This window comes from Roseateles sp., assembly GCF_036486225.1.
Lineage (GTDB): Bacteria > Pseudomonadota > Gammaproteobacteria > Burkholderiales > Burkholderiaceae_C > Roseateles.
In genome coordinates this window covers 1-19,295 of sequence record NZ_DASVNZ010000107.1, presented here as the reverse complement: position 1 = coordinate 19,295, position 19,295 = coordinate 1, and the positions used below count along the sequence as shown (strand labels likewise).

The 19,295-nt window shown below is 70.6% G+C and carries 18 protein-coding genes and 1 pseudogene; 14 read left to right on the top strand and 5 right to left on the bottom strand.

Translation table 11 applies throughout. The features are described 5' to 3' along the window. From VF536_RS07765 to VF536_RS07750, 4 genes and pseudogenes are all read left to right on the top strand, one after another. Positions 1–312: pseudogene (locus VF536_RS07765) on the top strand (hypothetical protein); the annotation flags it as partial. A 126-nt stretch (positions 313–438) separates the two neighbouring features. After that, positions 439–957, top strand: a complete 519-nt coding sequence (locus VF536_RS07760) for a DUF6622 family protein (protein ID WP_331614247.1) — start codon at positions 439–441, stop codon at positions 955–957. 52 nt (positions 958–1,009) lie between these two features. After that, entirely contained in the window at positions 1,010–2,173 is a 1,164-nt protein-coding gene (locus VF536_RS07755; RefSeq protein WP_331614246.1) for a sensor histidine kinase, read from the top strand. Between the two features lie 29 nt (positions 2,174–2,202). Next, positions 2,203–3,075 carry a LytTR family DNA-binding domain-containing protein gene (locus tag VF536_RS07750; protein WP_331614245.1) on the top strand — a complete coding sequence of 291 codons (873 nt, stop codon included), beginning with the start codon at positions 2,203–2,205 and terminating at the stop codon, positions 3,073–3,075. Between the two features lie 6 nt (positions 3,076–3,081). On the opposite strand, the gene VF536_RS07745 is transcribed toward VF536_RS07750, so the two are convergent. Next, complete coding sequence (locus VF536_RS07745; RefSeq protein ID WP_331614244.1) at positions 3,082–4,794, bottom strand: hypothetical protein; 1,713 nt, start codon at positions 4,792–4,794, stop codon at positions 3,082–3,084. 291 nt (positions 4,795–5,085) lie between these two features. On the opposite strand from VF536_RS07745, the gene VF536_RS07740 reads away from it, so the two are divergent. The 8 genes from VF536_RS07740 to VF536_RS07705 all read left to right on the top strand — a co-directional run bounded on the left by VF536_RS07740 (position 5,086) and on the right by VF536_RS07705 (position 16,067). Beyond that, positions 5,086–6,915 carry a glutamine--tRNA ligase/YqeY domain fusion protein gene (locus tag VF536_RS07740; protein ID WP_331614243.1) on the top strand — a complete coding sequence of 610 codons (1,830 nt, stop codon included), beginning with the start codon at positions 5,086–5,088 and terminating at the stop codon, positions 6,913–6,915. A gap of 177 nt (positions 6,916–7,092) precedes the next feature. After that, entirely contained in the window at positions 7,093–8,361 is a 1,269-nt protein-coding gene (locus VF536_RS07735; protein WP_331614242.1) for an efflux RND transporter periplasmic adaptor subunit, read from the top strand. Between the two features lie 90 nt (positions 8,362–8,451). Next, positions 8,452–9,183 carry an ABC transporter ATP-binding protein gene (locus VF536_RS07730; protein ID WP_331614241.1) on the top strand — a complete coding sequence of 244 codons (732 nt, stop codon included), beginning with the start codon at positions 8,452–8,454 and terminating at the stop codon, positions 9,181–9,183. A 14-nt stretch (positions 9,184–9,197) separates the two neighbouring features. Continuing rightward, positions 9,198–10,583 carry a TolC family outer membrane protein gene (locus VF536_RS07725; protein WP_331614240.1) on the top strand — a complete coding sequence of 462 codons (1,386 nt, stop codon included), beginning with the start codon at positions 9,198–9,200 and terminating at the stop codon, positions 10,581–10,583. Positions 10,584–10,601: 18 nt separating this feature from the next. Further along, the gene (locus VF536_RS07720; RefSeq protein WP_331614239.1) at positions 10,602–11,915 is read left to right on the top strand and encodes an ABC transporter permease; all 1,314 of its coding nucleotides are present in this window, start codon (positions 10,602–10,604) and stop codon (positions 11,913–11,915) included. Between the two features lie 79 nt (positions 11,916–11,994). Then, a complete protein-coding gene (locus VF536_RS07715) occupies positions 11,995–13,227 on the top strand; it encodes an ABC transporter permease (protein ID WP_331614238.1) in 1,233 nt (410 codons plus the stop codon). Positions 13,228–13,308: 81 nt separating this feature from the next. Then, positions 13,309–14,658, top strand: coding sequence for a sigma-54 dependent transcriptional regulator (locus VF536_RS07710; RefSeq protein ID WP_331614237.1), 1,350 nt, complete (start codon positions 13,309–13,311; stop codon positions 14,656–14,658). Further along, positions 14,655–16,067, top strand: a complete 1,413-nt coding sequence (locus tag VF536_RS07705; RefSeq protein ID WP_331614236.1) for a sensor histidine kinase — start codon at positions 14,655–14,657, stop codon at positions 16,065–16,067. Before VF536_RS07710 ends, VF536_RS07705 begins: the two co-directional genes overlap by 4 nt. Positions 16,068–16,070: 3 nt before the next feature. Here the strand turns inward: VF536_RS07705 and VF536_RS07700 are convergent, their stop codons facing one another. Beyond that, the gene (locus tag VF536_RS07700) at positions 16,071–16,316 is read right to left on the bottom strand and encodes a DUF3297 family protein (RefSeq protein ID WP_331614235.1); all 246 of its coding nucleotides are present in this window, start codon (positions 16,314–16,316) and stop codon (positions 16,071–16,073) included. A 69-nt stretch (positions 16,317–16,385) separates the two neighbouring features. Here VF536_RS07700 and VF536_RS07695 point away from each other — a divergent pair, with 69 nt between their 5' ends. Continuing rightward, complete coding sequence (locus VF536_RS07695) at positions 16,386–16,949, top strand: DinB family protein (RefSeq protein WP_331614234.1); 564 nt, start codon at positions 16,386–16,388, stop codon at positions 16,947–16,949. Positions 16,950–16,975: 26 nt separating this feature from the next. Here the strand turns inward: VF536_RS07695 and VF536_RS07690 are convergent, their stop codons facing one another. After that, positions 16,976–17,242, bottom strand: coding sequence for a hypothetical protein (locus VF536_RS07690; protein ID WP_331614232.1), 267 nt, complete (start codon positions 17,240–17,242; stop codon positions 16,976–16,978). Positions 17,243–17,437: 195 nt separating this feature from the next. On the opposite strand from VF536_RS07690, the gene VF536_RS07685 reads away from it, so the two are divergent. Then, entirely contained in the window at positions 17,438–18,085 is a 648-nt protein-coding gene (locus VF536_RS07685) for a class I SAM-dependent methyltransferase (RefSeq protein ID WP_331614231.1), read from the top strand. Positions 18,086–18,112: 27 nt separating this feature from the next. On the opposite strand, the gene VF536_RS07680 is transcribed toward VF536_RS07685, so the two are convergent. Continuing rightward, positions 18,113–18,457 carry a translation initiation factor Sui1 gene (locus VF536_RS07680; protein WP_331614230.1) on the bottom strand — a complete coding sequence of 115 codons (345 nt, stop codon included), beginning with the start codon at positions 18,455–18,457 and terminating at the stop codon, positions 18,113–18,115. A gap of 30 nt (positions 18,458–18,487) precedes the next feature. After that, positions 18,488–19,295: alpha/beta hydrolase family protein (locus tag VF536_RS07675; RefSeq protein WP_331614229.1), on the bottom strand; the 808-nt coding region annotated here is incomplete at its 5' end.

Below are 19,295 nucleotides of genomic sequence, written 5' to 3'. Positions count from 1 at the left end.
GCCGAACTTGAGCCGGACCCGGTGCCCGGTGCCGGCCCTGGCTGGCCGGCCCTCGACGCCGTGGGCCGGGAGCGCGCCGCGCTGCGCACGGTCGGCAGCGCGACGGGCGCCTATGCGAAGTGGGTGCTGGCCGAGAGCCGGCGCCCCGACCGTCCGGCCGACCTGCCCTGGCTGCTGTACGTCGGCATCCAGTCGACCAAGGGCGGTTGCGTGGACAAGGACAACAGCGCCCAGTCCAAGGCCATGTTCCAGACCCTGCACCGGCTGTACCCGAAGTCGGAGTGGGCGAAGCGCTCGCCGTACTTCTACTGAAGCACTTCACGCCTTCCGGCCACCGTTCGCGCCGGAACCGGACGCCCCGTCGCAATCCCATGGCCGGTCCGGGCGGGCACGGCGACAGTCGAGCCCATCGACAACGCACTGCCCCCGGAGCCCGCCATGCACCCCACCCCGCTTCAGATCCTGTCCCACATCCCCGGCTTCGTCTGGGCGATCCTCGTGGTGATCCTGTACTTCGGCATCAAGCAGACCAGCACCACCGCCATGCGCGCCAAGCGCCTGATCGTGCTGCCGGCGCTGTGGCTGGTGTTCGGCGCCTGGGGCGTGGAGAAGAGCTTCGGACTGGACGGCCTGGCGGGCCTGGCCTGGCTGCTGGGCATCGTCGCCGGCGTCCTGACCCTGCGCGCCCTGCGCTGGCCCGGCAAGGTGCGCTACGACGCCGACAGCCGCCGCTTCATCGTCCCCGGCAGCTGGGTGCCGATGATGCTGATGCTCGGCATCTTCGTGCTCAAGTTCGCCTCGGGCATGAACCTGGCCCTGCATCCCGACTACGCCCACAACGCCACCTACGCCATGGCCTTCAGCGCCGCCTTCGGCCTGTTCAGCGGCGCCTTCCTGGGTCGTGCGACCAACATCCTGTCGCATCGCCCCCAGGCCTGCGACACGGTCGCGGCCTGAGCCGCGGATAGAGCCACTGCCCCTTCGCCCCGATCGCCGACACTCCTCCCCCATGACCCCCCTGTCCCTCTCCCCGCCCGTGCGCTGGATCGTCCGGCACGTGCTCATCGTGCTGACGCTGACGGTGGTGGTCTCCCTGTCGCTGGTGGCCATCTTCAACCAGCCCCTGCGCCCGACGCTGATCTACTGCTTCTTCATCTCGCTGTTCTGCGCCGCCAGCATCAACCTGCTGCGCTACGGGCTGGGCTGGCTCCGCTGGCGCCTGCTGGCCCGCGTCGGCCGCGCACCGGCCGAGCCCTTCGACTGGCCGGGCTGGCCGCTGATGGTGCTGTGCCTGGTGCTGGGCACCCTCGTCGGCTACAGCCTGGGTGTCGAGGCCGGCAATATGGTGACGGGGCTGCAGGAGAAGAGCCTGCTCTCCAGCCCCTTGCGCCGCGTGCTCAGCGTGATGGTGATCGCGCTGATCCCCGGCTTCGGTGCGACCTTGTTCTTCCTCTCCCGCCACCGCATCGCCGCCGCCGAAGCCCGCGCCGAGACCCTGCGCCGCCAGGCTGCCGAGACGCAGCTGCGACTGCTCGAATCGCAGCTCGAGCCGCACATGCTGTTCAACACGCTGGCCAACCTGCGGGTGCTGATCGGCATGGACGCGGACCGGGCGCAGGCGATGCTGGACCACCTGATCGCCTTCCTGCGCGCGACGCTGTCGGCCTCCCGCGCCGAGCGTCATCCGCTGAAGGACGAGTTCGCCCGGCTGGCCGACTACCTGGCGCTGATGCAGGTCCGGATGGGATCCCGGCTGCGCTTCGAGTTCGACCTGCCCGAGGCCCTGCGCGAGGCGCCGGTGCCGCCGCTGCTGCTGCAGCCGCTGGTGGAGAACGCCATCAAGCACGGCCTGGAGCCGCATGTCGGCGGCGGCACGCTGCGGGTGCGGGCGGCCGAGGCCGAGGGTCAGTTGTGGCTGGACGTCGAGGACGACGGCGCGGGCTTCGACGCCGAGGCGGCCCGGTCACCGGAAAGCGGCTTCGGCACGGTGCAGGTCCGCGACCGTCTGGCCGTGGCCTGCGGCCCCCAGGCGCGGCTGGAGCTCTCGCGCCTGGACCTGTCCCGCCCGGCGGGCGGCGGCACGCGGGCGCGGATCCGCATGCCGATGCCTTCGCCCCCGTCGGTCCCGGCGTCGGCGGCGACACCTGATCCCCTGTCCTGCGCCACGCGCTGATTCGATACGAAACCCTCGGAGGAGTGTCCATGCCCACCGCCCTGATCGCCGAAGACGAAGAACTGCTGGCCGCGCACCTGCGCCAGGAACTGAAGGCGCTCTGGCCCGAACTGGAAATCGTCGCGATGGCCGCGCACGGCGAGGAAGCCGTGACGCTGGCGCTGCGGCACCGGCCGGAGGTCTGTTTCCTCGACATCCGCATGCCCGGCATGACGGGGTTGGAGGCCGCGGCGCAACTGGCCGACGACTGGGACACCGACGGGGACCCCGCGGCCGCCGGCGGTTCGCCGTTCCCGCTGCTGGTCTTCGTGACCGCCTATGACCAGTTCGCGCTGCAGGCCTTCGACCGCGCGGCAGTGGACTACGTGCTCAAGCCCGTGCAGCGCGAGCGGCTCGCGCAGACGGTGTCACGGCTGAAGGCCGCGCTCGCGCAGCGGCAACAGCCGCCGGCGGCGCTGGAATCGGCGATCGAGCAGCTGCGCGGCCTGCTCGGCGTCGGGACGACGCCGTCGACTGGCGCATCCGCGGCAAGCGACACGTCCGGCGCGACCGCCGCGACGGTCGGCGGCGCGTCGGCGCCGCTGCGGCATCTGCAGGTCGGCGTCGGCGAGTCCATCGTGCTGGTGCCGGTGGACGACGTCGTCTACCTGGAGGCCGCGGACAAGTACGTCCGCGTGATGACCGCCGACCAGGAGTATCTGGTCCGGATCTCGCTGCGCGAGCTGCTCCCGCAACTCGACGCGAACCGCTTCTGGCAGGTGCACCGCGGGCACATCGTGCACGTGGACGCGATCGAGCGCGTCCAGCGCGACGACACCGGCAAGCTCACCCTGCGGCTGCGCCGCCGGCCGGAGAAGCTGGCGGTGAGCCGCATGTACGGGCACCTGTTCCGGGCGATGTGAGCGCCGTCAGATCACGACCGGCGCGCCGTTCTGCCCGAGCCTGACCAGCATGTCGGCGCCGGACTGCGACGTCACCAGGATCTGCTGATCGAAGTTGCCCGGCAAAGTCTCGCCCTTGCCGTCGTAGTCGATCCACAGCGACACCGTGCCATCCGCCAGCACCTCCTTGCGCAGGTACTTGCCGAGTTCGTCCGTCGACGCCGCGCCCGCCGGTACGCCGCGCACGTCGACGAGGTCCCCTTGCGCCTTGCTGTAGCCGTGGATCCAGTCGACTTGCGGCGCGCTCGCCGTCGGACGATCGCCCCAGCTGAAGATGTCCGCCCTGTCGCTGCCTTGAAGATGATCCGCATCCCGGGTCGATCGCGCGATCGAGCGGCCGTCGAACGGATCCGGCGCCGCGGTGGCAACACGGTTCTCGACGAGCTGCCCGCTCCCGTCGAGCGCGACCGCGGCCGGCGCAGGCCCTGTTGCGCCGTCGCGCCCGCTCATCGGGACGAATGAGACATTGCCCGCCTTGTCGACCGCCAGCACCACGTACATGGCGTTCGCCGGCTGCGCCCGCCAGAACATTTCGTGCCCGGTCTCGCCACCCTTCTCCAGCATGCCCTGGCCGTGCCATCCGGCCAGATAGCTCTGCGGAGTCTCGCCATGCGCGGTGCCGACCGGAACGAACAGGATCTGTGCATCCTCGTCGGCCTGGAAGGCGTAGGTCTGGACCTTGGACGTCCCGATCGCAGGAGAGTAGGTCGCCTTCACGACAGGCGCGGTGTTGTCCACCGTCAGGTCCAGCACCGTGTCGCGACTCCAGTTGCCCGCTTCATCCTGTTGCCGGATCCGGACCTGGTGAGGGCCTTCACGCTTCAACGCGTCGAGGTTCAGACGGTCCCCGTGGCCGGGAAGATGGTCTTCGCCGTCGATGCTGTAAGTCCAATGCGCCCGCTCCTCCAGGCCCAGTTGAAGCCAGGTGTCCCGGTTGACGACGTTTCCAGCGTGGAAGTCGACGCCGCCCGCCATCGGGTAGTTGTCTCGGCCGGCGCTCCTCACGATCGCCGTCGGCGCGGCAGGCGCGACGTCGTCGTGCGGCGGTTTCGGATCGGGCTGCGGCTCCGGCTCCGGCGTGGGCTCGGGCTCCGGCTCCGGCGTGGGCTCGGGCTTCGGCTCCGGTGGCGGCTCGGGCTTCGGCTCCGGCATGGGCTCAGGCTTCGGCTCCGGCGTGGGCTCAGGCTTCGGTTCCGGTGCGGGCTCGGGCTTCGGCTCCGGCGTGGGCTCGGGCTTCGGATCAGGCGTGGGTTCAGGTTTCGGATCCGGCTTCGGGTCCGGCACGGGGTCGGGTCTTGGCTCCGGCTCCGGCTTCGGTCTCGGCAAGGGTTCAGGCCTGGGCTCCGGCTGCGGCTCCGGCCGGGGCGGCGGCAAGCCGCCGCGGTCCGATCCTCCGGCCAGGAAGGCCGCCGAGCCGGCGGTGAGGGTCGCGCCCACCAGCCACACCACCATGGCGGCCACGGACTTCTCGGTCGAGCCGTCGGAACTCGCCGCGATCACCGTTGCGGGGTCGTCACCCTCGTCTCGCGATCCGTCATCCGTCACGACGGTGACCTGCGAGTCGACCATGGGCGGCACCTCGGCCTCGGCTTGGGCCTCGTCGTGCGGGGCCTGGGCGAGGACCAGATCGTCGCTTTCATCGGCAAGGCGGCGCTTGGGCACGTCACGTGCTGCGGACACTGCTGGCACTGGAGCGGGCGGGACGGCGGATTCGGGATGTCGCATCGGCGTTTTCGTTGGTTGTCAGGTGAACCCGAGAGTCTTCTAGAGTCGCCGATTCGCATCCATGGCTCCGATGTTCCCGACGCCCCGCGCACTTCCGGCCCATCCGGGCAAGCCCCTGCTTCAAAAGAGCTAGCAATACATTGCCGGGCCCCGCGATGGGCGACATCCGCCGAACGTCCCCGCCAGAGGGCGACGATCCCAGGCCCACGTAGAATCCTCGACCTCTCTTCGAGACTTCACCCATCGATGTCCAGCCCTGACAAGACCGCCGGCGCGCACGCGCCCGACAAGACGGACGCCGCCGTCAAGCCCAGCAACTTCCTGCGCGCGATCATCGAGCGCGATTTGGAACAGGGCTTCCAGCCGGCGCGCCACTTCGGCGGCAGCCCGGGCGACGCGGCGCACCACGCCGCCGGCCCGCTGGACCCGGCGAAGATCCGCACCCGCTTCCCACCCGAACCCAACGGCTACCTGCACATCGGCCACGCCAAGGCGATCTGCCTGAACTTCGGCCTGGCGCGCGACTACGGCGGCATCTGCCACCTGCGTTTCGACGACACCAACCCGGAGAAGGAAGAGCAGGAATACGTCGACGCGATCAAGGAGATGGTCGCGTGGCTGGGCTGGCGCTGGGACGCCGCCGACGCGAACGGTCATGAGACCTCCCACCTGTTCTACGCCAGCAACTACTTCGACCTGATGTACCGCGGCGCCGAGTACCTGGTGTCGCAAGGCCTGGCCTACGTCGACGAGCAGTCCGCCGAGGACATGCGCGCCAATCGCGGCGACTTCGGCACGCCGGGCAGGAACAGCCCCTTCCGCGACCTGCCGCCGGAACACCACCTGACCCGCCTGCGCGAGATGCGCGACGGCAAGCACCCGGACGGATCGATGGTGCTGCGCGCCAAGATCGACATGGCGTCGCCCAACATCAACCTGCGCGATCCGGCGCTGTACCGCATCCGCCGCGCGACGCACCACAACACCGGCGACCAGTGGTGCATCTACCCGATGTACACCTACGCGCATCCGATCGAGGACGCGCTGGAGTGCATCACCCACAGCGTCTGCACCCTGGAGTTCGAGGACCAGCGCCCGTTCTACGACTGGCTGGTCGAGCACCTGGCCGAAGGCGGCCTGCTCGCCCGCCCGCTGCCGCACCAGTACGAATTCGGCCGCCTGAACCTGACCTACGTCGTCACCAGCAAGCGCAAGCTGCGCCAGCTGGTCGACGAGGGCCACGTCGACGGCTGGGACGATCCGCGCATGCCCACGCTGGTCGGCATGCGTCGCCGCGGCTACACGCCCGAATCCATCCGCGCGATGGTCGAGAGCACCGGCGCGTCCAAGACCAACGCCTGGATCGAGTACTCGGTGCTGGACGGCTACCTGCGCGCCGACCTCGAGGGCCAGGCCGCCCGTGCGATGGCGGTGCTGGATCCGGTCAAGCTCAAGCTCGAGAACTACGCGGAGATCTTCGGCTCGGCCGAGCACCGCGAGCCCTGCTCCGCGCCGGCCCATCCGCATGTGCCGGAGCTCGGCACGCGCGCGTTCAGCCTCGGCCCCGAGCTGTGGATCGAGCGCGAGGACTTCATGGAAGTGCCCTCCAAGGGCTACCACCGCCTGTTCCCCGGCAACAAGGCGCGCCTGAAGTACGGCTACATCATCGAGTGCACCGGCTGCGAAAAGGATGCCGACGGCACCATCACCGCCGTGCTGGCCAAGCTGGTCCCGGACACCAAGAGCGGCACGCCCGGCGCGGACGCGGTCAAGGTCAAGGGCGTCATCACCTGGGTCGGCGTGCATGAAGGCGTCGCCACCGAGCTGCGCCTGTACGACCGCCTGTTCACCGAAGCCCAGCCCGATGCCGGCGACCGCGACTTCCTGGAGCTGCTGAACCCGGCGTCCAAGCGCGTGACAACCGGTTATCTGGAGCCGTCGCTGAAGGACGTCGCACCCGACACCAAGGTCCAGTTCGAACGCCACGGCTACTTCGTCGCCGATCGCGTCGACCACCGCGCGGGAGCGCCGGTGTTCAACAAGATCACCGGGCTGCGGGACAGCTTCGCGAAATAAGGCGGTTCCGGACACTGTCCGTCCGAGTGTCCGTCCAAGTGTCCGCGGACACTCGGCGGGCGGACATCGATGACCACAAGTCGTTGATCTGAAAAGGAAATCTGAGGAAACGCAGCCTGGCACGGGGCTTGCGAACAAGTGCGGCAGTTCTCACACGACGCCGCACTCGGACACCTCATGATTCGCGACACCTCCGGACAAGACGTTCCCCTCGCCCGCCCCCAGGGACGCCGCCGCCTCTGGCTGGCGCTGGCCGGCGCGGGCCTGCTGATCGCCGCGTTCGCCGCCGCGCCCGCCGTGCAGCGGATGCTGGGCAGCGGCAACTCGGTCAGCCTGCAGCGCCTGTCGGTCGCCCCCGTCGAGATCGGCCCGCTGGTGCGCGACGTCGCCGGCGAGGGCAAGGTCGTCGCCGCGATGAGCCCCACCGTCTACGCGCTGCACGGCGGCAACCTGGTGCTCAAGGTCAAGGCCGGCGACAAGGTCGCCAGGAACCAGCTGCTCGGCGTCATCGACAGCCCCGACCTGCGCGCCAAGCTCGCGCAGGAGCAGAGCAACGCCGACGCGCTCCGCACCGAGGCCCTGCGCGCCGAGGTCGACGGCCGCGAACAGCGCGCCGCCCTGCGCTCCGCGTACGAGAACGCCGCCATCGACCTGCAGACCGCGCGCAACGACCTCGACCGCCAGACCAAGGCCTTCGAGGCCGGCGCCGTCGCCGGCATGCAGGTCGAGAAGGCCCGCGACGCGATGGAGAAGGCCCGCATCACCGCCGCGCACGCGCAGGCCGGTCTGGGCCTCAAGGACGACAGCCTGAAGTTCGAGCTCCAGTCCAAGCAGCAGGCGTTGCAACGCCAGCAGCTGCTGGTGAAGGACCTGGAGCGCCAGGTCGCGGAACTCGACCTGCATTCGCCGGTGGACGGCCAGGTCGGTCAGCTGCTGGTGGCCGAGCGCGCCAACGTCGCGGCCGGCGTGGGCCTGCTCACCGTCGTCGACCTGAGCGCGCTGGAAGTGCAGATGCAGGTGCCCGAGAGCTTCGCCCGCGACCTCGCCATCGGCATGCCCGGCGAGATCTCCGGCAACGGCCGGCAGTGGAAGGGCCTGGTCAGCACGGTGTCGCCGGAAGTCGTCAACAACGAGGTCGCCGCCCGCCTGCGCTTCGACGGCGCCACGCCGGATCAACTGCGGCAGAACCAGCGCCTGTCGGTGCGCGTGCTGCTGGACCGCCGCGACAAGGTGCTGACCGTCGCGCGCGGCAGCTTCGTCGAGGACGGCGGCGGCCGCTTCGTCTACGTCGTGCAGGACGGCCAGGCGGTCAAGCGCCCCATCCGCCTGGGCGCGCAGAGCCTGTCCAAGGTCGAGATCCTGGAAGGCCTGAAACCCGGCGAGCAGGTCATCGTCTCCGGCACGCAGGCCTTCGACGGCGCCGAGCGCGTCACGCTGAGCCCGTGACGCCGACCGCTTGAGCCCACCGCCAGCCGCCGCCCGCACCACCGCCTTCCATCAACGATTTCCACCCATTCAACGCCCGCGAGGAACCTCATGCTGAAGATGCAATCGCTCTCCAAGGTCTACCGCACCGAAATGATCGAGACCTACGCCCTGCGCGAGTTCAACCTGGACGTGCGCGAAGGCGAGTTCGTCGCGGTGACCGGGCCGTCGGGTTCGGGCAAGACGACCTTCCTGACCATCGCCGGCCTGCTCGAGGCCTTCACCGGCGGCCGTTACCAGCTCGACGGCGTGGACGTCAGCGGCATGGACGACACGCAGCGTTCGCGCATGCGCAACGAGAAGATCGGCTTCATCTTCCAGGCCTTCAACCTGATCCCCGACCTCAACGTGCTGGACAACATCGAGGTCCCGCTGCGCTACCGCGGCATGAAGACCGCCGAGCGCCAGCAGCGCGCCCGCGACGCGCTGGCCCGCGTGGGGCTGTCGGCGCGCGAGCGCCACTACCCTGCCGAGCTCTCCGGCGGCCAGCAGCAGCGCGTGGCCATCGCCCGCGCGCTCGCAGGCTCGCCGCGCCTGCTGCTCGCCGACGAACCGACCGGCAACCTCGACAGCGCGATGGCGCGCAGCGTGATGGACCTGCTGGAGGAACTGCACCGCGACGGCGCCACCATCGTCATGGTCACCCACGATCCGCAGCTCGCCGCGCGCGCGCAGCGCAACGTGCACGTGATCGACGGCCAGGTCGTCGACATCGCCGCCGAGCTCCACATGGACCCCGAGCTGCTGCGCGCCGCCAAGCCCCTCACCCCCACCTCGGCCTGAGCCTGCGCCCGACCATGAGACTGCCCTTCCCTTCGAGACGCGCGGCGGAGCCGGGACGCTCGGTCCGGCCCTCTCGTCCGGCGCGCTCCGTGCTGTCGACGATGGTGCGGCTGCCGGCGATCGCCGTGGCCGTGCTCTGCGCAGGCTGCTGCCTGCCGGCCGCCGCCGAGGATCTGCTCGAGATCTACGCGCAGGCCCGCGCCGCCGACCCGCTGCTGGCCGGCGCGCGCGCGGTGCGCGGCGAGCAGCAGGAAATCGCCGTCCAGGCCCGCGCGCAGCTGCTGCCGCAGTGGACCGCGCAGCTGAGCGAATCGCACACCCGCGACGACGGCCGCCAGCACCAGCTGACGCACAGCCTGAACCAGGTCCTCGTCGACCTGAGCCGGCTGCGCAGCTGGGATGCGGCCAAGACGCTGGTCAGCGCCGAGGACGCCCGCGTGCGCGCCGCCGAGGCCGACCTCTGCGCCCGCGTCGCCCGCGCCTACTTCGGCGTGCTCAACGCGCAGGCCACGCTGCAGACCGCGCAGGCGATCGAGGACGTCTACGGCCAGCAGGTCGCGCAGGCGCAGTCGCGCTTCGATGCGCAGCTGTCCGCGTCGCTGGACGTCGAGCAAGGCCGCGCGTATTACGAGCTGGCCCGCGGCAACACCGCCTCGGTGCGCGAGGACCTCCTCGACGCGCGCCAGGCGCTGGCGCAGATCACCGGCCGCATGCCGGGCGAGCTCAAGCCGCTCGCGCCCGACCTCGCGATGCTGATGCCCGACCCGGCCGACCCCGAGGCCTGGGTGACGCAGGCGCTGCGCGACAACCCGTCGCTGCAGGCCGCCGCGCTGGCGGTGAATGCCGGCGACCAGCGTGTCGCCGCCGCGCGCGCCGCGCACCTGCCGACGCTGAGCGCCGGCCTAGACGGCCAGCGGCTGTCCGGCCCGGCTGTCGCGCCGCAGGATTCGGGCCGCTACACGACGACGGTCGGCCTGAAGCTGACGATCCCGATCTTCGCCGGCGGCGCGACCGAGTCGCAGAAGCGCCAGGCGATCTACCAGCGCGAGCAACTGCGCGACGATCTCGAAAGCGCGCGCCGCTCGATGACGCGCGAGACCCAGGCGCAGTACCAGGCCGTGCTGTCCGCGCTGAGCCAGATGCGCACGGCCGGCGCCGCGGTGCAGGCCGCGGAGAAGGCGCTGGCCTCCACGCGCAGCGGCCTGGACCTGGGCCTGCGCACGATGACCGACCTGCTGCTGGCGATCCAGACGCAGAGCAACGCCCGCAACGCCTGGGAACAGGCGCGCCACCGCTACGTGCTGTCCAAGCTGCTGCTGCAGCAGGCGGCCGGCGCGCTCGGCGAACCCGAACTGGCATCAGTGAACACGCTGCTGAATCCCGTGCCCGCCAAGCCGTGAGCTGAGAGAGGACCCACCATGCTGACCTACTACCTCGAACTCGCCCTGCGGGCCTTCCGCAGCCACCGCGGCCTGACCACGCTGATGCTGCTGTCGATCGCGATGGGCGTGGCCGCCTGCATGACGACGCTGACGGTGTTCCATGTCATGTCCGGCGACCCGATCCCCAGCAAGAGCGGCCGCCTGTTCAACGTGCAGCTCGACGCCGAATCCAAGCGCGACTGGAAGCCCGGCGACGAGCCCGTGCTGCAGCTGACCCGCTTCGACGCGGAGTCGCTGCTGCGCGAGAAGCGCGGCGTGCATCAGGTGATGATGACGGGCTCGTTCGTGGCGATCGACCCCGCCGGCTCCGGCGACGCGGCGCAACCGCCGTTCTTCACCGGGGCGCGATACACGTCCGCCGACTTCTTCGCGATGTTCGAGACGCCCTTCAAGTACGGCAACGGCTGGACGGCCGCGGACGACACGGCCGAGGCGCGCGTCGCGGTGATCTCGAGCGAGCTCAACGACAAGCTCTTCGGCGGCATCGACAGCCGCGGCAAGACGCTGCGGCTGCGCGACAAGGACTTCACCGTCGTCGGCGTGCTCAAGCCCTGGCGGCCCGCACCGCATTTCTTCGACCTGACGCTGGGCGCCTATGCCAAGCCGGGCGACGCCTACATCCCGCTGTCCACCTCGCTCGGACTGCGTTTCGGCGGCGCCGGCAACATGAGCTGCTGGGGCGACACCAACGGCCAGGATCCGCGCGCGCTCAACACGCCCTGCGCCTGGCTGCAGTACTGGGTCCAGCTGGACACGCCCCAGCAGGTCGCGGACTACCGCACCTACCTGACGCAGTACTCCAACCAGCAGCGCGAGGCGGGCCGGTTCGAGCGGCCGGCCAATCCGAAACTGAGCGCGGTGATGGACTGGCTGAACCTGAACAAGGTCGTGCCCAGCGACATCCGGCTGCAGGTGTGGCTGGCCTTCGGCTTCCTGGTCGTCTGCCTGACCAACACCGTCGGCCTGCTGCTGGCCAAGTGCCTGCGCCGCAGCGGCGAGATCGGCGTGCGCCGCGCGCTCGGCGCGCCGCGCCGGCAGATCTTCCTGCAGTTCCTGGTCGAGGCCGGCACGCTCGGACTGGTCGGCGGCCTGCTGGGCCTGGCGCTGACCTGGGTCGGGTTGTGGGTGGTGCGACAGAACCCGTCGGACTATGCCCAGCTCGCGCAACTGGACTGGGAGATGCTGGCGACCACGCTGGGCGTGTCCCTGGCGGCCAGCCTGCTGGCCGGCCTGCTGCCCGCATGGCGCGCGTGCCAGATCACGCCGGCCATCCAGCTCAAGACGCAATGACGCACTGACGCGCCGCCGCCTCGACGCACTGCCGCATCGACGCGCCGCCGCACCACCGACGAGTCAAGGAGACCGCCCCATGGACATCCTGCCCATCCTCTCGACGCTCAAGCGTCACAAGACCGCCGCCGGGCTCATCGTGCTGCAGATCGCGCTGACCTGCGCGATCGTCTGCAACGCCCTGTTCCTGATCGCCCAGCGCTTCGAACGCATCTACGCCCCCACCGGCATGGCCGAGGACGCGCTGGTGGTGCTCTCCCTCTCAAGCATGGCCCGGGTCGAGAACCCCGAGCCGCAGACGCAGGCCGACCTCGTGGCGCTGCGGCAGGTGCCGGGCGTGGTGTCGGCCAGCCTGACCAACCAGTACCCGTTCGGCCGCAACTCCAACAACTCCAGCGTGCGCATGAGCGCGGACCGCAACACCTCCAGCCGCGTGGTCGCCGGCCACTACACGGCCGGCCCGGGCTTCATCGCGACGATGGGCCTGCGCCTGGTGGAGGGACGCGACTTCCAGCCCGACGAGTACGTGCTGGGCTCGACACTGGACAGCAACCCCGACCCGCGCGTGCCGGCGGCCATCATCAACAAGCGCATGGCGGAACGCCTGTTCCCGGGCGAGTCGGCGCTGGGCAAGGCGATCTACGTCTACGGCAACGAGCCCCAGCGCATCGTCGGCGTGGTGGAGAGCCTGGCCTCGCCGAGCCCGGGCTCGCAGGACGAGAACGCGCTGCACACGATGCTGATGCCGGTGCAGCCGAGCTTCCGCGGCGGCACCTTCATGATCCGCGTCGCGCCCGGCGCCAATCCCGAGGCCGTGCTGAAGGCCGCCGGCGAGAAGCTGCTGGGCAACAGCCCCGGCCTGCGTCGCGTGATCCGCGAGCAGGAGACCTTCATCAAGCAGCGCAACGACTACTACCGCCAGGACCGCTCCATGATCCAGCTGCTGGCCGGCGTGTGCGTCGGGCTGCTGGTGGTGACGGCCTTCGGCATCGTCGGGCTGGCGAGCTTCTGGGTGCAGCAGCGCACGCGCATGATCGGCACGCGGCGCGCGCTGGGCGCCACGCGCGGGCAGATCCTGCGCTACTTCCAGACCGAGAACCTGCTGCTGTCCACCGCCGGCATCGTGCTGGGCATGATCGGCGCGTACGGCATCAGCCTGCTGCTGATGCGCAGCTACGAGCTGCCGCGGCTGCCCTTCGTCTACCTGCCGCTGGGGGCGCTGGTGCTCTGGGCGCTGGGCCAGATCGCGGTGTTCGCGCCGGCGCGCCGCGCCGCGGCGCTGCCGCCGGTGGCCGCGTTGCGCGGCGGTTGATGGCTCACGGGGCGCCGACGGCGCCCCTCCTTCCATCGTTCCCATCGTTCCCGTCGTTCCCATTGCTATGCTGCGCCTCCAATGAGAACCGTCCTGATCATCGATGACCATGCCGGTGTCGGCGAGGCGCTGTCGCTGCTGCTCTCGCTGCACGACATCGATCCGCTGTACGCGGCCTCGCCGGCCGAGGGCCTGGCGCTGCTGGCGCAGCGCCGCGTCGACCTGGTGATCCAGGACATGAACTTCAGCGCCGACACCACCTCCGGCGAAGAAGGCCGCGCGCTCTTCCAGCAGCTGCGCGAACGCCACCCCGACCTGCCCATCATCCTGCTGACCGCCTGGACGCAGCTGGAACAGGCGGTGGCGCTGGTGAAGGCCGGCGCGGCGGACTACCTGGCCAAACCCTGGGACGACACCAAGCTGCTGGCGACGGTCGAGAACCTGCTGGAGCTGGCCGAGAACGGCCGCGCGCTGCGTGAGACCCGCAACGAGCAACGCCAGCGCCGCAACGAGCTGCGGCTGCGTTACCGGCTCGACGGCCTGGTCTTCGAATCCGCGGCGCTGCTGCGCTGCCTGGAACTGGCGTGCCAGGTGGCGCGCTCTGCCGCGCCGGTGCTGGTCACCGGCCCCAACGGCAGCGGCAAGGAACGCGTCGCGGCAATCGTGCATGCCAACTCGGCGGTGGCCGACGGCCCCTTCGTCGCGATCAACTGCGGCGCGCTGCCGGGCGAGCTCATCGAGGCCGAGCTCTTCGGCGCCGAGAGCGGCGCCTTCACCGGCGCGGCGCGGGCGCGGGAAGGTCGTTTCGAGACCGCCGACGGCGGCACGCTCTTCCTCGACGAGATCGGCAACCTGCCGCTGGCCGGCCAGGTGAAGCTGCTGCGCGTGCTGGAGACGGGGCGCTTCGAGCGCCTGGGCTCCAGCCGCTCGCGGCAGACGACGGTGCGGGTGATCTCCGCGACCAATTCGGACCTGCGCGCGATGGTGCGCGCCGGCACCTTCCGCGAGGACCTGTACTACCGGCTCAACGTGATCGAGGTCGCGCTGCCCGGACTGGCCGAGCGCGTGGCCGACATCCTGCCGCTGGCGGAGCACTTCCTCGCCGGCCGCGCGACGCTCGGCGATGGCGCGCGCGAGGCGCTGCTGGCGCACCCGTGGCCGGGCAATGTCCGGGAGCTGAAGAACGCCATCGAGCGCGCCGCGCTGCTGGCGCCCGACCGCGTGATCGGCGAGCAGGACCTGGCGCTGCCCGCCGCATCGCTGCTCACGTCGGCGCTGGCCTCGCGCAACCTGGACGAGCCCAGCCGCGAGGCCGTGGTCGCCGCGCTGGAATCGGCCTCGGGCGTGATCAGCCGCGCGGCGCAGTCGCTGGGCCTCTCGCGCCAGGCGCTGTATCGCCGCATGGAGCGCTACGGGTTGGACGTCGGATGAACGACGCGTCGCCGCGGCGGCGCCCGGCGTCCCGGCGCGCGGGCTGGCACCGCTCGCTGCACATGCGGCTGGCGCTGTGCCTGATCGCCGCGGCCGTCGCGGCCGTCCTGATCCACCTGACCCTGACGCTGTGGCCGCTGCCGCAGGTGCTCCGGTCCATGGGCCACGAGCCGCCTGGCACCTGGAGCGCCGCCGCGGTCGGACTGACCTTCCTGCTCATGCTGCCCATCGTCTGGGGCCTGGCCAGCCTGCTGCTCATGCCGCTGACGCGGCTGCTGCGCGCGCTGGAGAGCACGGTGCTCAGCTACCGCGACGGCGAGTTCGGCAGCGGCATCGCCGCGGATCCGCCCGGGGGGCTGTCGGAGCTGTCGACGCTGACGCGGCTGCATAGCGAGCTGGGCCTGGCGCTGCGGGAACAGCGCCGCCACCTCGCGCAACGCGAGCTGCTGCTGGACACGGTGGTGCAGAACACGCCGGTGGCCCTGCTGCTGACCGACGCCAACGAGCGCATCGCCTACGCCAACATCGCCGCGCGGCAGCTGATGGACCAGGGCCGCAGCCTGGCCGGACGCGGCCTCGAGGAGCTGTTGGCCGACGCCCCGGAAGACCTGCGCCTGGCCTTCGCGGGCGCGCAGGACGGTCTCTTCAGCGTCATGCAGGACGGGCAGGAGGAGCGCTATCACCTGTCGATGCGCGACTTCCGGCTGCAGGGCCAGCCGCACCGGTTGCGGCTGCTGCGCCGCATGACGAAGGAGCTGTCGCGGCAGGAGGTGGCGAGCTGGAAGCGCGTGATCCGCGTGATCAGCCATGAGCTGAACAACTCGCTGGCGCCGATCTCGTCGCTGGCGCACAGCGGCGCGGAGTTGTCGCGACGCGGCATGCACGAGCGCGTGCCTGGCGTCTTCGCCAGCATCGGCGATCGCGCGAAGCACCTGCACCAGTTCCTGGCGGGCTACGCGAGCTTCGCCAAGCTGCCCGCGCCGGTGCTGGCGCCGGTCGAGTGGCGCCCCTTCGTCGAATCGCTGGGCGCGCACTACCCCTTCGCACTGACGGGCGAGCTGCCCGCGGCGCCGGGGCGTTTCGACGCCGCGCAGATGGAGCAGGCGCTGATCAACCTGCTGAAGAACGCGCATGAATCCGGCAGTGCGCCGGAGGACGTGAGCCTGAGCGTGGGTATCGGCGGGGTGGCGCGCGAGGACTGGCGCATCGAGGTCGGCGACCGCGGCCCGGGCATGACCGAGGCGCAGCTGTCGCAGGCGCTGATGCCGTTCTATTCGACCAAGCGAGGCGGCAGCGGCCTGGGCCTGGCGCTGGCGCGCGAGATCGCCGAGGCACACGGCGGCCGCATCGCGATGGGCCACCGCGAGGGCGGCGGCCTGTGGGTGGCGATCAGCTGGCCGAGGAGCTGAGCGTCACTTGTAGAACGCTTCGACCTTGCCCTTGAGCTTGATCATCATCGGCTGGCCCTTGCGGTCCAACGTCTTGCCGGCGGGGACGCGGATCCAGCCTTCGGAGACGCAGTACTCCTCGACGTCCTTGCGTTCCTTGCCGTTGAAGAGGATGCCGATGTCGTGCTCGAACACGGCGGCGACGTGATGCGGGCTGCGCGGGTCGATGGACAGGTGGTCGGGCAGTTCGGGGCGGATGGTGTCGCTCATGACAGGATCGTGCGTGGGGAATCGGAAAACGCGTGATTGTCCCGCAACCGACGCCCTACCATCGACGACATGACAGCCGCCGCCACAACCTCTCCGTCCCAGCCCTGTTCCGGTTCTTCCGGCTCCGCCATCGACGCCGTCACGCTGGACGCGTTGGCGGCCTTCCCCGCGCAACTCGCCGCGCACTTCGCGCTCTTTCCGGTCGAAGCCCGGCATTGGGCGCCGTCATCGTGGGAAGGCGTGCCGAGCGAGCCGCTGACCGCGATCGAGCAGGTCTGCCATGTGCGGGACATCGAGATCGACGGGTATCAGCAGCGCATCCGGCGCACGTTGGCCGAGGACGATCCGCTGCTGGCGTCGCTGGACACCGAGGCCCTGGCGCGCGAGCGCAAGTACGGCGAGGACGATGCGGCGACCGCGCTGGCCGCTTTCGCCGCGGCCCGCCAGGAGACGCTGACGCTGCTGGCGGCAATCACGCCGGAGCAGCTGGCGCGCCGGGCGCGTTTCGAGGGCTACGGCCCGTTGACCTTCAAGTCGCTGATCCACTACCTGTGCAGCCATGACCAGCAGCACCTGGCGGGACTTCAGTGGGTGCTGGGGCAGTACGACGCGGCGCAGCTGGCGGCGCGCTGAGGTCGCGCTGAGATCGCAACCGGGAACTACGCGTCGCAGCGCTGGATCACCGGCGTCGCGTACTCGTGACCGACGACGGCGCGGGCGAAGAGGTAGTTCTCGCGGGCCTGCTCGCTGAGTTCGTCGAGCATGACCTGGCCCCGCTCGTCGCAGGGGAAGGACAGGCCGCGGCCTGAATGGAAGAGCGACTCGAACCGCAGGAGGTAGCGGTCCTGGCTATGCCCGTAGGCATGGCCGAGGCTGCCGTGCAAGCCTGTCTCGCGCTGGAGCGCGCCGAACTGGGAAGGACTCATGGACGGTCTCCGCGGCCCACGGGGAGGTGGGGCCGGACGACGCAACATTAGGACGCCGCCTCCGGGACCGCACGTGCAAACGTCGCAACTCGCGTCACTGGATGCAACCGGACCCCTCACTCGCGTGACGGTATTCGCCCGAGGTGGACCGGCCGGTCCCAGCGGCGCTGCGGCATCATGGAAACCATGGATGCCATGGACCCTCGCACCGACGACTTCTACCGGCGCTACGCCGGTCGCCTCGCCACGCAGCCCGAATCGCCGCGCAGCGCGATGCTGCCCGTCATCGAGGCCACGCTGCCGCGCGCCAGCCGCGTGCTCGATGTCGGCGCGGGCGCGGGGCGCGACGTCGCCGGCATGCTCGCAGCGGGACTGGAGGCTTACGGCGTCGAACCGAGCGCGGAGATGCGCGAGCGGGCCCTCGTGCAATTCCCGCAACTGGCGGGTCGTCTGCGCGACGGCGCCCTGCCCGGCCTGGATCAGCCGTTCGTCGACGTGGTGCCGGGCGGATTCGATGGGGTCGTCTGCAGCGCCGTGTTGATGCATGTCGGCGAGGACGACCTGCCGGGCGCGCTGTCCGCATTGGCCGCCACGCTGCGGCGTTCAGGCGATGGGTCGCAGGCCGCGGCGGGGACGGTGATGCTGCTGGCGCTGCCGGAGCAACTCGACGGCGCGCTGGCGCAGGGCCGCGACCTCGACGGCCGTCGCTTCGCCAATCACGCGCCGGCGCGGGTGGCGGCGCTGCTGGCGCCCCTGGGGTTCTCGCTCGCCGCGCACACGGTGAGCGATGCGGTGCTGACCGCCACGGGAACGCGCTGGCACACCCTCACGTTGCGCGCTTGAAGCCGGGTCCAAGTCGGCGCCGGCGCCTCAGCCCCCCGCCTTCTTCGGCGCGAACCCCGCCGTCGTCAGCCAGGCCATCACCTTGTCCAGGTGATCGCCCTGGATCTCGATCGTGCCGTCCTTGACGGTGCCGCCGCTGCCGCAGGCGGCCTTGAGCTTCTTGGCCGTCTCGGTCAGCTCCGCCACCGTCATCGGCAGCCCGAGCACCACCGTCACGCCCTTGCCCTTGCGGCCCGCCGTCTCGCGGCGCACCCGCACCTTGCCGTCGCCCAGCACGGCGTTCGCCGCCTGCGCCTTGCAGCGGCAGTCGGCCTGCGCCTGCCGGCAGTCCGGGCACACACGCCCGCCGTTCGTCGAATACACCAGCGCCATCGCTCCGCTCCTGTCTCGTGAGGCCGGCGCTCAGCGCGCCAGCGTCTTCGCGAAGAAGGCGTCGATCGTCCGGTACAGGTGCAGCTTCGCGCTGCGCCCCGCGATGCCGTGCGCCTTGCCCGGGTAGATCATCAGCTCGAAGGGCCGCGCCTCGTTCTGCAGCGCCTCGGTCAGGCGCAGCGTGTGCTCGAACAGCACGTTGTCGTCGGCCGTGCCGTGCACGATCAGCAGCGGCTTGCCCAGCAGCTTCGCGCGCATCACCAGGTTGGCCTGGCGGTACGCATCGGTCTGTCCGCCCTTGCCGTCCTGCGGCATGCCCAGGTAGCGCTCGGTGTAGGCCGTGTCGTAGAGCGTCCAGTCCGTCGGCGGCGCGACCGCCACCGCGGACGCCAGCGGCGTGTCGGCATCCAGCATCGCGCGCTCCGCCAGGAAGCCGCCATAGGACCAGCCGAAGAAACCGATGCGCTTCGGATCCACGCCCGCCACCTGCTTTGGCAGTTGACGGACCGCGGCGAACAGGTCGTTCACATCGACCGCGCCGAAGGCCAGGCGATGCGCGCGCGTGAACTCGCGGTCGCGGTTCTGCATGCCGCGCGTGTCCAGCGTGAACACGCCGTAGCCTTGCCGCTGCCAGTAGGCGATCAGCGCGGTGTCGCGGCTCCAGTTCCAATTGGTGGTCGAGGTGCCGGGGCCGCCATAGGCCATCGTGATCACCGGGTGCGGTCCGGTCTTGCCGTCCAGCGGCGCGAAGTACAGCGCGTTCAGCGGCGTGCGGCCGTCGGCGGCGGTGATGTCGACCGCCTCCGGCCTGGGCACGATGCGCGCGAGCAGCGCGTCC

Coding starts and splice junctions, on each gene's coding strand:
- VF536_RS07725 (WP_331614240.1), top strand. CDS start 9,198: ATGAGACTGCCCTTCCCTTCGAGACGCGCGGCGGAGCCGGGACGCTCG.
- VF536_RS07685 (WP_331614231.1), top strand. CDS start 17,438: ATGGACCCTCGCACCGACGACTTCTACCGGCGCTACGCCGGTCGCCTC.
- VF536_RS07755 (WP_331614246.1), top strand. CDS start 1,010: ATGACCCCCCTGTCCCTCTCCCCGCCCGTGCGCTGGATCGTCCGGCAC.
- VF536_RS07710 (WP_331614237.1), top strand. CDS start 13,309: ATGAGAACCGTCCTGATCATCGATGACCATGCCGGTGTCGGCGAGGCG.
- VF536_RS07700 (WP_331614235.1), bottom strand. CDS start 16,316: ATGAGCGACACCATCCGCCCCGAACTGCCCGACCACCTGTCCATCGAC.
- VF536_RS07730 (WP_331614241.1), top strand. CDS start 8,452: ATGCTGAAGATGCAATCGCTCTCCAAGGTCTACCGCACCGAAATGATC.
- VF536_RS07705 (WP_331614236.1), top strand. CDS start 14,655: ATGAACGACGCGTCGCCGCGGCGGCGCCCGGCGTCCCGGCGCGCGGGC.
- VF536_RS07735 (WP_331614242.1), top strand. CDS start 7,093: ATGATTCGCGACACCTCCGGACAAGACGTTCCCCTCGCCCGCCCCCAG.
- VF536_RS07740 (WP_331614243.1), top strand. CDS start 5,086: ATGTCCAGCCCTGACAAGACCGCCGGCGCGCACGCGCCCGACAAGACG.
- VF536_RS07695 (WP_331614234.1), top strand. CDS start 16,386: ATGACAGCCGCCGCCACAACCTCTCCGTCCCAGCCCTGTTCCGGTTCT.
- VF536_RS07720 (WP_331614239.1), top strand. CDS start 10,602: ATGCTGACCTACTACCTCGAACTCGCCCTGCGGGCCTTCCGCAGCCAC.
- VF536_RS07715 (WP_331614238.1), top strand. CDS start 11,995: ATGGACATCCTGCCCATCCTCTCGACGCTCAAGCGTCACAAGACCGCC.
- VF536_RS07760 (WP_331614247.1), top strand. CDS start 439: ATGCACCCCACCCCGCTTCAGATCCTGTCCCACATCCCCGGCTTCGTC.
- VF536_RS07680 (WP_331614230.1), bottom strand. CDS start 18,457: ATGGCGCTGGTGTATTCGACGAACGGCGGGCGTGTGTGCCCGGACTGC.
- VF536_RS07750 (WP_331614245.1), top strand. CDS start 2,203: ATGCCCACCGCCCTGATCGCCGAAGACGAAGAACTGCTGGCCGCGCAC.
- VF536_RS07690 (WP_331614232.1), bottom strand. CDS start 17,242: ATGAGTCCTTCCCAGTTCGGCGCGCTCCAGCGCGAGACAGGCTTGCAC.